The sequence below is a fragment of the Gordonia sp. DT101 genome (genome assembly GCF_049844895.1).
Taxonomy (GTDB): domain Bacteria; phylum Actinomycetota; class Actinomycetes; order Mycobacteriales; family Mycobacteriaceae; genus Gordonia.
In genome coordinates this window covers 818,347-831,935 of record NZ_JBNCLX010000001.1, presented here as the reverse complement: position 1 = coordinate 831,935, position 13,589 = coordinate 818,347, and the positions used below count along the sequence as shown (strand labels likewise).

Here is a 13,589-nt window from a genome sequence, read left to right as displayed (position 1 = left end):
GGTCGAGTTGTTCACGACTCGATCGAGCATCGGTTCGGGGAGGGCCAGCGGCCGGGTGTCGTAGAAGATCCGGTTGGGCCGGGGACAGAAGGTCCCCGACCTGACAGGTGACAGAGGGAGAAAACAGTCGATGCGCGAAGGTGCTGCCAAGCCGCGAACCGCCGGCCGGACGAGTAGTCGTTTCGTCGCCGTGTTCGTCGCGATGGCGACAGTGATCGGACTCGCCGGAGTAATCGGGGGAGCGGGCCAGGCGAATGCCCGGATCGGTGGGACATCGGTCGGACAGGAACAGTTCTTCGTGAACGGCTGCGGCATGCCGAACGTGAAGGTCCGTGCCTGGAAGCGTCCGGGCAACTACAAGACCGTGATCCTGCTCGACGGCATGCGTGCCCAGTACGACTACAGCGGCTGGGAGATCAACAGCAACGTCCAGGAGATGGTGCGCTCCGGCGTCAACGTCGTGGAGCCGATCGGCGGCCCGGCGAGTTTCTACTCGGACTGGGATGCGCCCAGCAACTTCAACGGCCAGAAGTACACGTACAAGTGGAACTGCGTCATCACCAACACCTTGGTCCGCGCCCTCGACGCCCGCGGCTACCGCGTCGGTGCCGGCCGCAAGTACGCCATCGCCGGCCTGTCGATGGGCGGTAACGCCGCCCTCGTGATCGGTGCTCAGAACCGCCGGAACTTCGACCGCGCGGCATCGCTGTCGGGCTACAACTTCCTGAACGCGCCGGGCATGCGCAGCGCACTGCGCATCGCGATGCTGGACGTGGACCCGAAGCCGTGGAACATCGACAGCATGTGGGGCCCGCCGTGGAGCCCGCGCTGGTTCGACAACGACCCGTTCATGAACATCAACCGCATGCACGGCATGAAGCTCTTCGTCGGCTCGGGCAACGGCCTGTTCGGTCAGTACAACGCCCTGCCGAACGTCTTCGACGACCTGTTCAAGGGTTCGACTCTCGAGGTCCTGGCGTTCACGCAGGCCAAGGCCTTCGAGGCGGCAGCAGCCCTGCAGGGTGTGCCCGTCATGACCTACGACGCCAACGGCACCCACGCATGGGGCTACTGGCAGGACATGTTGTGGAACGCCAAGAACCGGGGCTTCTTCCGCTGATCGCGGACGGTGGGGCGACCCGCCGGACAACATAAGTCACACAAATCCCACGCGTAACAGCGTGGCGCACGCAAAACGGAACGCCCTACGTGTAAGAAACACGTAGGGCGTTCTGTTGTCTGTGAGGTTGATGTGACTTCTGGGGAGAAAGTCACCGACTCACCAGGGCGGACGCTGTGATGCTCAGGCGCGCGAAGGAGTTCGAGGGTGAAACGGCGAGTGGTTCGGCGTCACGAGACGCAGCATGAACGGGGGCGGCAGATGGTGATCGCCCGGTGGACGGCGGCCGGCGCGGCGAGTGCCGTCGCGGTGGTGCTCGTCGTCGCGGCCGTGGTGGCCCCGGCGAGCGCAGCGCCCGCAGCGCCACCGGCGCCCGCGGCGCCCGCTGCCCCGGCGTCGCCGGCTGCCCCGCCGGCACCGGCTCAGCCTCGCGAAGCCGCTCCGCCCGCTCCGCAATCACCTGCTCCGCAATCACCCGCCCCGCAGGCGACTCCGGCCGCGCCCGCCCCGATGGCAGCGCAGCCCGTCGGCGAGGTCAAGGTCACCAAGACGTACTGGTATTCGGACCGCCGTGTCGCCCTCTGGGTGCACTCGCCGGCGATGAACAACGACATCCAGGTACAGATCTTGCTGGCTCGCGACTGGTGGTCCAAGCCCAAGCAGAGCTTCCCGCAGCTGGTGACCCTCGACGGCCTGCGTGCCCAAGATGATCAGAGCGGCTGGATCCTCAACACCGACATCGAGGACTTCTACCGCGACAAGAACGTCAACGTGGTGCTCCCGATCGGCGGCGAGTCCAGCTTCTACACGGACTGGAAGGACGGCGACAAGGGCAAGCTCTATCGCTGGGAGACGTTCCTCCAGAAGGAACTCCCGCCCGTCCTGGAGGGTCAGTGGCGGTCCACGGACGTCCGCGGCATCCAGGGCCTGTCGATGGGCGGTTCGGCTGCGATGATGCTCGCGGCCCGCAACCCGGGCTACTACAAGTACGCGGCGTCGTTCTCCGGCATCCTCCAGATGACCTCGTACGGCATGCCGCAGGCCATCCAGTTCGCCCTGCGTGACGGCGGCGGCTACGACTCGATGAAGATGTTCGGTCCGCCGAGCGATCCGGCCTGGAAAGAACACGATCCGTACCTGCTCGCCGACAAGCTACGCGGGACGAGCCTCTACGTGTCGTCGGGCAACGGTCTGATCGGCCCGCACGACAAGGCCTCCGACATCCCGATGCTGGCCACCAACTACTCCGGCGTCGGCCTGGAGATCCTGAGCCGCGTGACCTCTCAGCAGTTCGCGATCAAGCTGAACCAGCTCGGGATTCCCGGTCAGGCCGTGTACCGGCCGTCGGGCACACACACGTGGCCGTACTGGCAGTTCGAGATGGAACAATCCTGGCCTCAAGCGGCCGCTGCGCTGGGGCTCGGTGCGGATCGTCCCGCCTGCAAGGTCGGGTTCCGCAAGGCCTACGACGCCAACCGGAAGTCGCTCGGTGAATGCCTGACCCCCGTGTACTCGGTGCCCGGCGGCAAGGCCCAGGACTTCCGTGGCGGTCGCATCATCACCGGGCCGAAGGGTCCGAAGGTCATCGGTGGCGGCATCGGCGGGGCCTACGTGGGCGCAGGCGGTCCGGGCGGCAAGCTCGGCCTGCCGACCAGTGACGAGCTTCCCACCCGTGACGGCAAGGGCCGGTTCAACACCTTCCAGCACGGCCGGATCGTGTGGACCGCCAAGGACGGGGCACGGGTCACCAAGTGATGGACTCGGGCTGGGGCCGCGAAACTGAGCGCAGGTGTCGCCTGTGCTGAGACTTCGCTGAGGAATCGGTGTGTTTCCGCAGGTCGGGCGGGTCACTGTGCCGGAGTGGCGCCTCTGAGCAGGTAGCCTTGCGGCAGGCCGATCGCCGGATGGCGAGGCGCGGCATCAGGTGAGAGCCGGGGCGGTCGGGGGTCGATGGATCACCGTCGGAACCACTGTCCGGGCGCGACGAGGAAGTGACGATGACCAGTAAGTTTCTGCAACTCGCGATGGTCGTGGCGGGCGCCGCGCTGACGCTGGGTTCGGTGTCGGCCTGTTCCGACGACTCGACGGCCACCGCCCCGATCACCAGTAACCCGGTCACCACCACCTCGATGTACTCGTCTCAGCCGAGCTCGGCCGGCGATACCTCCGACGCCTCCGCGGCCCCGACGTCCGGCTCGACGACACAGAACGGGCAATCGGCCGCGGCAGGCTCGGCACTGCCGGCCACCGCGCCCGATCCGAGCACCGGCGTGCCACAGAGCTTCCCCGGCCCGAACGGGCAGAAGGTGAACGCGAAGGGCCAGGCATATCTCGGGGCCCTCAAGGCGCAGAAGGTGACGTTCATGGGCGACACCGACAACTCGGTCGCCCTCACGATGGCCGAATACGTCTGCAACGAGCGGCGCAAGGGCACCGATCCGGTGACGGTCAAGGCCTTCGTGACGGCATCTGTGGGCCCGGGCACCAAGACCGTGGCAGAGGCGAACTCCAAGGCCGACAAGGTGATCAAAGCCGCTGACGAGCATTACTGCTGACGGGTGAGCGCACGTAAGGCCAAGCCGCGCGGCAAGCGCCGGCTGCCGAAATTGCTGTTGTTCCTGGGTCTGCTGGCGATCGCCGCGATCATCCTGATCGTGATCCTGGTGATCACCCTCCTCAAGCCCGGACCCCCGAGACTCCCCACTCCCGGCGGGCCGTCGACGACGGAGACCACGGGGCGGCCCGACGCCCAGTCCGCCGACTGTCCCGACGTCTTGAGCCTCGTCATCCCGGGGACGTGGGAATCCGCACCCGACGACGACCCGTACCACCCGACGGCCAATCCGAAGTCGCTGATGCTGCGGGTGTCGGGCGCGTTGGCCGATGAGTTCCCGACGTCGCGCACGAGCGTCTACACCGTGCCCTACATCGCGCAGTTCCGGAATCCGACAAATCTGGCCGACCATCAGAGCGACTACAACGTCTCACGGACGCAGGGCTACAAGCGGGCCGCGGGCAAGATCATCGAGACCAACAAGAACTGCCCGTTGACGCGTTACGTGATCATGGGCTTCTCGCAGGGTGCGGTGATCGCCGGCGACCTCGCTAGCAACATCGGCAACGGGCGGGGAGTGCTCTCCGCTTCGGATCAGGACCTCGTCCTCGGCGTCGGACTCATCGCCGACGGCCGCCGCGAACCCGGCAAGCAGAACGACATCGATCCCTCCCCGAACGGTGTGGGAGCCGAGGTCGCGTTGTCGGGAATGCGCGGCATCGTGCCCGGGATCACCATGACCGGACCACGCAGCGGCGGATTCGGCGAATTGCAGGATCGGGTCCAATCCATCTGCGCGCCTGGCGATCTCATCTGTGACTCACCGACGGTGACGAATCCGATCGGAGCGGTGAGCCGGCTCGCGGGTGCCATCAACAATCCGGTGCACGCGATGTACGGGACGCCGCGGTACTGGTCCCACGACGGTTCCACCGCGACCCAGTGGATGTACGGCTGGGCGAGTGATGTGATTCACGACGCGCCGCGGCCCGCACACAACTGAGGCCGCCACCCCTGACTGGGTCAAAGGTCCCAGATGTGGCACACGCCGTAATATGCCGCCGACCTTCACCGATTCGTTTGGTGGTGCCCTCTCGCTCCATTAACGTGTGTTGGCGATCGGGCTCCTGCCCCAGACGACCGCGCACACGCGCATGAGGAGATATTTCGAATGAGCGAACCCGGGAACCTGCGAAAGTTCCGGTTCGGCGCCGGCGGCGAAGGCAACAAGGACGAAGGCGGCGCGCGCAAGTTCGTGAAGCTTGCGCAGACGGCCGAGGAATACGGTTACGACACCTTCGCCGTCCCGGACCATCTCGGCAACCAGGTCGGTCCCATCGCGGCACTCGGCGCGCTGACCCAGGCCACCAGCACCATCCGGCTCGGTACGTCCGTGTTGGCCAACGGCTGGCGGCATCCGGCGCTCCTGGCCAAGGAGGCCACCACCATCGACGTGCTGTCGAAGGGCCGGCTGGAGCTCGGTATCGGCGCCGGATGGATGAAGGAAGAGTTCGACAAGGCGGGCATCGAGTTCGAGACGCCCGGCGTCCGTATCCGGCGCCTCGACGAGGCGCTGACCATCCTGGACGGCCTCATGCGCGGCGAGACCGTCGACTTCGACGGCGAGTTCTATCAGATCAACGGACTCGAGGGCAGCCCGCGACCGCGTCAGGGGCCCCGTCCGCCGATCGCCGTCGGCGGCGGCGGGCCGAAGATGCTGGCGCTGGCCGCCAAGCACGCCGACATCATCTCGGTGGCGCCGAGCACCACCCGGGACGGCAAGATGAAGCTCTCGGACATGACGATCGAGAAGACCGCCGAGCGCGTCGACCGGATTCGGGAGACCGCGGGCGACCGGTTCGACGAGATCGAACTGAACTGGACGATCGCCGTCATCGTCATCACCGACGACCGCGAGGCCACGGCGGAGATGGCGTTGAAGGCACTCGAGCAGGGCTATCCGCCCAACATCGAGCGGGACACCGAGTTCACCGTCGCGGACGTGCTGCATTCGCCATATCTGGCCATGGGTACCTTCGAGGAGATAGCGGACCAGATCCGGGAGGTCCGGCGGCGGACGTCGATGTCCTACGTAGGGGTCTTTCCGACCCAGATGGATGCGTTCGCGCCGGTGATCCAGCTTCTCAAGGGAGAGTAAGATTGCCGACGGCCTGAACGCATATGACCAGGTGAACGGACATCGGGTGGCGGCGAGCCGGGGGATTTGCCCGCTCTGCACCGCCACGAAGATCGAGTTGACGATCATGAGCATTTCGAGCAGATAACAAGATTGGACTACCGTGACCGCGGTAGTACACAGGGCGTGGAGGGCGCAGGCCGGACGGCATCGCGGGGAGTGCCGATCGACCAGGGGGTGCTGCCTGCCACGTGGGGGCCACAGGAGTAACGGATGTTGAACACAGAATTCGAGCAGTTCCTCGATGAGAACGGACAACTGCATTTCACCGAGGACGCCACACTCGTCGACTACGTCGAGCGCAATGTGCGCGACGAGGCCGACACGCTCGCCTACCGCTTCATCGACTACAGCCGTGAGCGTGACGGTGAGGCGCAGGATCTGACGTGGGCGCAGTTCGGCAAACGACTGCGTGCGGTGGCGGCACGGCTGCAGCAGGTCACCAAGCCGGGCGATCGGGTCGCGATTCTCGCACCACAGTCGCTCGAGTACGTGATCGGGTTCTTCTCCGCGCTCTACGCGAGCAACGTCGCGGTCCCGCTCTTCTCGCCCGACGAGCCCGGGCACACCGACCGTCTGCACGCGGTCCTCGGTGACTGCCGGCCCACCGCGATCCTGACCTCCACGAAGTCCGCCGAAGCGGTCCGTGACTTCTTCAAGCCGCTCCCCGCCAAGGAGCGCCCGCGGGTCATCGCCGTGGACGCCGTTCCCGATTCGGTCGGGTCGAGCTGGGTGGCCCCGGTCGCGGGCAAGGACCACAACAAGGACACCGTCGCGTACCTGCAGTACACGTCCGGATCCACCCGCGTGCCCGCGGGCGTCGAGATCACCTACCAGGCCGTCGCCGCCAATGTGCTGCAGATCTACGACACGATCGAGATCGACCGCAATGCCCGTGGCGTCACGTGGCTGCCGATGTTCCACGATATGGGTCTGCTCACCGTGATCCTGCCCGCGCTCGGTGGCCGCTACATCACCATCATGAGTCCCCAGGCCTTCGTTCGTCGCCCCGGCCGCTGGATCAAGGAACTCGCCGCCGCCAGCGACGGCGCGGAGACCTATGCCGCCGCCCCGAACTTCGCCTTCGAGCACGCTGCGATGCGCGGTCTGCCGAAGGAGGGCGAGAGCCTCGATCTGTCCAACGTCATCGGTCTGATCAACGGCTCGGAGCCGGTCACGGTCAGCTCGATGAAGAAGTTCAACGATGCCTTCGAGCCCTACGGACTGCCGAAGACGGCCATCAAGCCGTGCTACGGCATGGCCGAGGCAACACTCTTCGTCTCCGCGACCCAGCGTGAGAACGAGGCCAAGATCATCTACGTCGACCGTGACGAACTCAACGCGGGCCGTTTCAAGATCGTCGACCAGCATTCGCCGAACGCCGTCGCGCAGGTCTCCTGCGGCCAGGTGGCGGTCAGCCAGTGGGCGGCGATCGTCGATTCCGAGACCGCGACCGAGCAGCAGGACGGCCACGTCGGCGAGATCTGGCTGAGCGGCCTCAACATCGGTGCCGGCTACTGGAACAAGCCGGACGAGACCGAGGAGACGTTCCACAACAAGGTCGCCAACCCGCTCGCCGAGGGCAGTCACACCGAGAGCGCGCCGGCGGACTCGATCTGGATGCGCACCGGCGACTACGGCGTCTGGCTCGACGACGAGCTCTACATCACCGGCCGCGTCAAGGACCTCGTCATCGTCGACGGCCGCAATCACTACCCCCAGGACCTCGAGTACAGCGCGCAGGAGTCGAGCGCGAGCCTGCGCCCCGGTTTCGTCGCGGCGTTCGCCGTGCCGTCGAATCAGCTGCCCCCGGTGGTGTTCGAGCAGTCCACCAGCGGCCTGAAGTTCGACGCCGACGACGCATCGGAGCAGCTCGTGGTCGTCGCCGAGCGCGGCCCCGGCAAGCGGAACGATCCGCAAGAGGTCGCCGACACCGTCCGCGCCGCCATCGCATCGCGGCACGGAGTGATGGCCCGCGACATCCTGCTGGTGCCGGCCGGATCGATCCCGCGGACCTCGAGCGGCAAGATCGCCCGTCGCGCCACCCGCGCGGCCTACATCGACGGCAGTCTTCGTGGCGGCTACAAGCAGACCGCGTTTCCCGACGCCGAGTAGCGGCGTCGACACCCCGGTACCCCGAATCACCCGTGGTCACCTCTGCGGGTGCCCTCGATCAGTAGTCTGGAAATGATGTCTGAACTGAATACCGAAGAGTCCAGCAACGTCGGGCCCGGCGACGATTCGTCGACGAGCGGCGCTGACGACGCTTCGCACATCGAGGGGCACGGCGAGGGAACCGCCGGCGAGACGGCCGGTGACCTCACCGTCGCCGAACTGCGCGACTGGCTCCGGGGCTGGGTGTCCGAGGCCACCGGTATCCCGGCAGATCAGATCTCCGACGACCGCCCGATGGAGGAGTTCGGCCTGTCCTCGCGCGACGCGGTTGCGCTGGCCGCCGACGTCGAGGACAAGACCGGCGTCATCCTCACCGCGACCGCCGCCTACAACCACCCCACCATCGCGATGCTGTCCAAGCGCATCATCGAAGGTGATCCGGACGAGGGCCTCGACGCGGTCTCCGACACGTTCTGGCAGCGCGAACGCGATGCCGACGACGACATCGCGATCGTCGGACTCTCGACCCGGTTCCCGAAGGCCGGCAGCACCCCGGAGTCGACGTGGGAGGCCCTGATCGAGGGCCGCGACGGCATCTCCGACCTACCCGACGACCGCTGGACCGAGTTCAAGTCCGACCCGCGCATGGCCGAGGTGCTCGACGCGCGGAATCTGCGCGGCGGCTACCTCGACGACGTGAAGGCGTTCGACGCCGACTTCTTCCAGATGAGCCCGCGTGAGGTCGAGATGGTCGACCCACAGCAGCGGCTGGCGATGGAACTGACGTGGGAGGCGCTCGAACACGCGCACATCCCGCCCAGCGACCTCAAGGGCGGCGCGGTCGGCGTCTTCGTCGGCACGTCCACCAACGACTACCAGCTGATGGCCGCGCTGGGGCTGGGCGAAGGCTCCGACGAGACGGCGGCCTACGCACTGACCGGTACGGCGACGTCGATCATCGCCAACCGCGTCTCCTACTTCTTCGACTTCCACGGTCCGTCCGTGGCCCTGGACACGGCGTGCTCGTCTTCGCTGGTGGCCGTCCATCAAGCGGTCCGCAGCCTGCGGTCGGGCGAGTCGAAGGTCGCGCTGGCCGGCGGCGTCAACATGATCCTGACCCCAGCGGCGACCGTCGGCTTCGACACCATCGGCGCGGTCGCCAAGGACGGCCACATCAAGGCCTTCTCCAGTGACGCCGACGGCATGGTGCGCTCCGAGGGCGGCGGTTTGTTCGTGCTCAAGCGACTGGCCGACGCCCGCCGCGACGGTGACCAGGTCCTCGCGGTGATCGCGGGGTCCGCGGTCAACTCGGACGGTCGTTCCAACGGCATCTTCGCGCCCAACCCCGAGGCGCAGGTGGATGTGTTGCGCGACGCCTACACCGACGCGGCCATCGATCCGCGCAGCGTCGACTACGTGGAGGCCCACGGCACCGGCACCATCCTGGGTGACCCGATCGAGGCCGATGCACTCGGACGCGTGGTCGGCCGGGGACGCGTGGTCGGGACGCCGGCCCTGCTCGGCTCCGCGAAGACCAACTTCGGTCACATGGAGTCCGCCGCGGGCGCAGGCGCGCTGGCCAAGGTGGTGCTGTCGATGCAGAACGACAGCATCCCGGCCTCGCTGAACTACGCGGGTCCCAACCCGTACATCCAGTTCGGATCGAACGGACTGAAGGTCGTCCCCGAGACCACCGAGTGGCCGCGCTACTCCGGGCACGCGATCGCCGGCGTCTCCGGCTTCGGGTTCGGCGGTACCAACGCACACATCGTGGTCCGAGAGGTACTCCCGTCGGATCTGGACGGTGCTGCCCCCGCCGCCGGTCGAGTAGCCGCGAACGATGCTTCCGCTGGTCGAGTAGCCGCGAACGACCCTTCCGCCGGTCGAGTAGCCGCGAACGATGCTTCCGCTGGTCGAGTAGCCGCGAACGATGCTTCCGCTGGTCGAGTAGCCGCGAACGAAGTGAGTGGCGTATCGAGACCACTCGACACCGACCTCGACACCGACCTCGACACCGACCTCGACACCGACCTCGACACCGACCTCGACGACGACGAGTACCTGACCGAGGCCGAACGCGCCATCCTCGCCGCACAGGCGAACACCGACACCGAGCCGATCGCGGAGACCGAGAAAGACCCGGCCGACGGCTTCGCCCCCTGCGCCGCAGAGGGATCCGTGGTGCCACTGGTGATCTCGGGATTCCTGCCGTCGCGTCGTCGGAAGTCTGCTCAGGACCTGCTGGAATGGCTGGAATCCGAAGCGGGACAGGCGACAGCGCTCGCCGACATCGGCCGAGCCCTGGCGCACCGCAACCACGGACGCTCACGCGCCGTGGTGATGGCCCGGACCCACGAGGATGCGATCACCGGTATGCGGGCGATCGCCGAGGGCAAGAACAATCCGCTCGTCTACTCGGCTGATTCTCCCGACGCGGCGTCGGCGGTCTGGCTGCTCTCCGGGTTCGGCTCGCAGCACCGCAAGATGGCCAAGCAGCTCTACACCGAGAATCCGGTGTTCGCGAAGTACGTCGACCGCGTCGACGAGTACGTGCAGAACGAGCTCGGCTACTCGATCGCCGAGGTGTTCCTCGACGACGAGCAGACCTACGGCATCGAGACGAGCCAGGTCGGTATCTACACCATCCAGGTCGCCCTGGCCGACCTGCTCCGCCATCACGGCGCGGAACCCGGTGTCCTGGTACCGCATTCGATGGGCGAGGCGTCCGCGGCGTACATCAGCGGCGGACTCTCGCTGGAAGACGCGACCCGAGTGATCTGCCAGCGTTCGCGTCTGATGGGCGAGGGCGAGTCGATGCTGCAGGGCGACGACATCCGCCTGATGGCGCTCGTCGAGTACAGCGCCGAGGACATCAACGACGTCCTCGTCGACTTTCCCGATCTCGAGATCTGTGTGTACGCGGCACCGACGCACACGGTGATCGGCGGTCCGGAATCCCAGGTCGATGCGATCGTCGCGCGCGCCGAAGAGGCGGGGAAGCTCGGTCGCAAGCTGCAGACCAAGGGTGCCAGCCACACCTCCCAGATGGACCCGATCCTCGGTGAGTTGTCCTACGAGCTCACCGGAATCGAGCCGCTGCGTCCGACCGTCGGCTTCTACAGTTCGGTCGACCGGGAGACGTTCTACCGCCCGGGCCACGACCCGGTCCACACGATCGACTACTTCCGCAAGGGCCTGCGGTACAGCGTCTGGTTCAGCCAGGCCATCGCGAAGTCCGTGGAGAACGGCCACCGAACGTTCCTGGAACTCTCGCCGAACCCTGCCGTCCTCATCTCCGTTGCCGCGGTGACCTTCTCGGCCGGTCTGCACGACGCCGAGCTCATCGAGACGCTGCGGCGCAAGGAGGACGAGAGCTTCGGTGTGGTGAACGCGCTGATGAAGCTGTACGTGCACGGACACTCGGTCGATGTCGGCTCGCTGTTCGGCATCGGGGGATTCGGGCAGATCCCGCGGACCCGCTTCGAGCGCAAGGACTTCTGGCTCAAGGCGCAGCTGTCGTCCGGCGGGTCCTCGGGCAAGGTCCCGGGCTCGCACGTCGCACTGCCCGACGGGCGTCACGCCTGGGAGGTGAACGCCTCGGCGGTCACCGATCCGCGCGAACTCGTGCGGGCGGCCGCGGCGCAGGTACTGGCCGGCGCCACCGTCGGTGCTGCTCTCGGCCACGGCGACATCCCGGCCGTCGGTACGCTGACCACCACCCTCAGCCCGCACCCGGGAGGTGCATCGGTCACGGTGCACAGCAAGCAGGACAAGGACTTCCGGATGCTGTTCGAGGCGGTCGTGACCGGGGGCGAGGTGCCCCCGGCCGGCGAGCCCGAGTCTGCGCAGACGTCGCCGGCAGCGGTCTTCGCCGACGACAAGGTTGTCGTCGAGGACGAGGTCGTGGATGACATCGGCAACAAGTGGAACGCGGATTCTGATGAGTCCGTGGAAGATCGGCTTGCGGTGATCGTCGGGGAGTCCATGGGTTACGACCCGGAGGACCTACCGCGCGAGATCCCGCTGATCGAGCTGGGGCTCGATTCCCTGATGGCGGTCCGCATCAAGAACCGTGTCGAGTTCGAGTTCGACATCCCGCAGTTGCAGCTCCAGGCGATGCGGCAGGCCAACCTCTCCGACGTGGTCAAGTTCGTCAGCTACGCCGTCGAGCACCGCGACGAGGTCGCCCAGCTCGCGGAAGGCTCTACCGGACAAGGCGATCTCGACACCGCGGCCCTGAACGCACTCATCGACGCCGACAGCAACCCGAAACCCGCCGATAGCAACACGGTTCCTGCCGACAGCACCGCCACCGACGACTCCACCGCCGGTCGAGTAGGCCCGAGCGAAGCGAGCGCCGTATCGAGACCTGCCGACAGCAACACGGTTCCTGCCGACGGCAACGTCAAACCCACCGACGGCACTCCGAAACCCGCGACCAACCTCACGGATCAGTCGGCGGTCGCCGACGCCACGGGTTCCGACGTGCCGCCGCGAGATGCCGCCGAGCGACTGACGTTCGGTGTGTATGCGGTGGTCACCAAGAAGTCGGCCGGGGGCGTCTTCAACAAGCTCCCGGTACTCACGGACGACATGGCCCAGCAGCTCACCGATCGGCTGAACGAGCGTACCGGCGGTGACATCGACGTCGAGGACATCCTCGATTCCGAGACCATCGAGGAGATGTCGAACTACGTTCGCGAGTTCCTCGACGCGAGCGCACACACCGACGGCTTCATCCGGTACCTGCGTCTCGTCCCGGACGGCAAGAAGTCGTACGACCCGTCGGCCGGTGATCCGGTGCCCGCGTTGCTCTTCCATCCGGCGGGTGGCAACACCTCGGCGTACGAGGCATTGCTCAAGCGCCTTCCCGACGACCAGCCGGTGATCGGTTTCGACCGCGTCGAGGGCTCGATCGAGGAGCGCGTACTGCAGTACATGCCGCGCCTGCGTGAGATCCAGCCGCATGGGCCGTACGTGCTGATCGGGTGGTCGCTCGGCGGCGCGCTGGCCTACGGATGTGCGCAGGTGCTGCGCGACGAGGGGGAGGTCGTCGACTTCGTCGGCCTGATCGACGTGGTGCGTCCGTCGGAGCCGGTGGTCGAGACCGCCGACACCAAGCGGGCCCGCCTGGAGCGCTGGCGCGACTTCGCCGTCAAGACGTATGACCTCGACGGGGACGTCCCCATCCCGATGGATCGGCTGGTGGAGGCCGACGACGAGGGACAGTTCCAGATCATCATGGAGATGATGTCGATGTCGGGCACCAAGATCCCCGGCGGCATCATCGAACACCAGCGCACCTCGTTCCTCGACAACCGCGCGCTCACGAACATCGAGCCGACGAGCTACGACGGCAAGGTGGTCCTCTACCGTGCCGACAAGATGCACGACGGCGCAATCGAACTCGAACCGCAGTGGGCGAAGATCGATGAGGACGGCCGGTGGGGCGAGGTGGTCGACGACCTGGAGATCATCCACATCGGCGGGGACCACCTCTCGATCGTCGACGAGCCCTATATCGGCAGGGTCGGGGCGGACCTCACCGCGCGTTTGAAGAATGTGGGCCGCCGCGGCAACGCCGGCGAGTAAGGAAGAGAGCA

At 66.7% G+C, this 13,589-nt stretch carries 7 protein-coding genes; all 7 read left to right on the top strand.

The window, feature by feature from the left end; translation table 11 throughout:
- Positions 1-130 precede the first annotated feature (130 nt).
- The 7 genes from ACLQ3I_RS04060 (at position 131) to pks13 (ending at position 13,578) form a co-directional block, all read left to right on the top strand.
- Positions 131-1,120 carry an alpha/beta hydrolase gene (locus tag ACLQ3I_RS04060; RefSeq protein ID WP_425793032.1) on the top strand — a complete coding sequence of 330 codons (990 nt, stop codon included), beginning with the start codon at positions 131-133 and terminating at the stop codon, positions 1,118-1,120.
- A 261-nt stretch (positions 1,121-1,381) separates the two neighbouring features.
- Complete coding sequence (locus ACLQ3I_RS04055; protein WP_425800718.1) at positions 1,382-2,875, top strand: alpha/beta hydrolase-fold protein; 1,494 nt, start codon at positions 1,382-1,384, stop codon at positions 2,873-2,875.
- A gap of 242 nt (positions 2,876-3,117) precedes the next feature.
- Entirely contained in the window at positions 3,118-3,675 is a 558-nt protein-coding gene (locus ACLQ3I_RS04050) for a DUF732 domain-containing protein (protein WP_425793031.1), read from the top strand.
- Positions 3,676-3,678: 3 nt separating this feature from the next.
- Entirely contained in the window at positions 3,679-4,677 is a 999-nt protein-coding gene (locus ACLQ3I_RS04045) for a cutinase family protein (protein ID WP_425793030.1), read from the top strand.
- A 168-nt stretch (positions 4,678-4,845) separates the two neighbouring features.
- The gene (locus ACLQ3I_RS04040; protein ID WP_267631224.1) at positions 4,846-5,832 is read left to right on the top strand and encodes an LLM class F420-dependent oxidoreductase; all 987 of its coding nucleotides are present in this window, start codon (positions 4,846-4,848) and stop codon (positions 5,830-5,832) included.
- A gap of 252 nt (positions 5,833-6,084) precedes the next feature.
- On the top strand, positions 6,085-7,986 hold the full coding sequence (gene fadD32 / locus ACLQ3I_RS04035) for a long-chain-fatty-acid--AMP ligase FadD32 (protein ID WP_425800170.1): 1,902 nt from the start codon (positions 6,085-6,087) through the stop codon (positions 7,984-7,986).
- A gap of 75 nt (positions 7,987-8,061) precedes the next feature.
- Positions 8,062-13,578 (top strand): polyketide synthase Pks13, encoded by a 5,517-nt coding sequence (gene pks13 / locus ACLQ3I_RS04030; protein ID WP_425800169.1) that lies wholly within the window; start codon positions 8,062-8,064, stop codon positions 13,576-13,578.
- The last annotated feature ends 11 nt before the right edge of the window (positions 13,579-13,589 follow it).

Excerpts from the sequence above, each read along its gene's own strand:
- ACLQ3I_RS04040 (WP_267631224.1), top strand. The coding sequence starts at position 4,846 with ATGAGCGAACCCGGGAACCTGCGAAAGTTCCGGTTCGGCGCCGGCGGC.
- pks13 (WP_425800169.1), top strand. The coding sequence starts at position 8,062 with ATGTCTGAACTGAATACCGAAGAGTCCAGCAACGTCGGGCCCGGCGAC.
- ACLQ3I_RS04050 (WP_425793031.1), top strand. The coding sequence starts at position 3,118 with ATGACCAGTAAGTTTCTGCAACTCGCGATGGTCGTGGCGGGCGCCGCG.
- ACLQ3I_RS04060 (WP_425793032.1), top strand. The coding sequence starts at position 131 with ATGCGCGAAGGTGCTGCCAAGCCGCGAACCGCCGGCCGGACGAGTAGT.
- ACLQ3I_RS04055 (WP_425800718.1), top strand. The coding sequence starts at position 1,382 with ATGGTGATCGCCCGGTGGACGGCGGCCGGCGCGGCGAGTGCCGTCGCG.
- fadD32 (WP_425800170.1), top strand. The coding sequence starts at position 6,085 with ATGTTGAACACAGAATTCGAGCAGTTCCTCGATGAGAACGGACAACTG.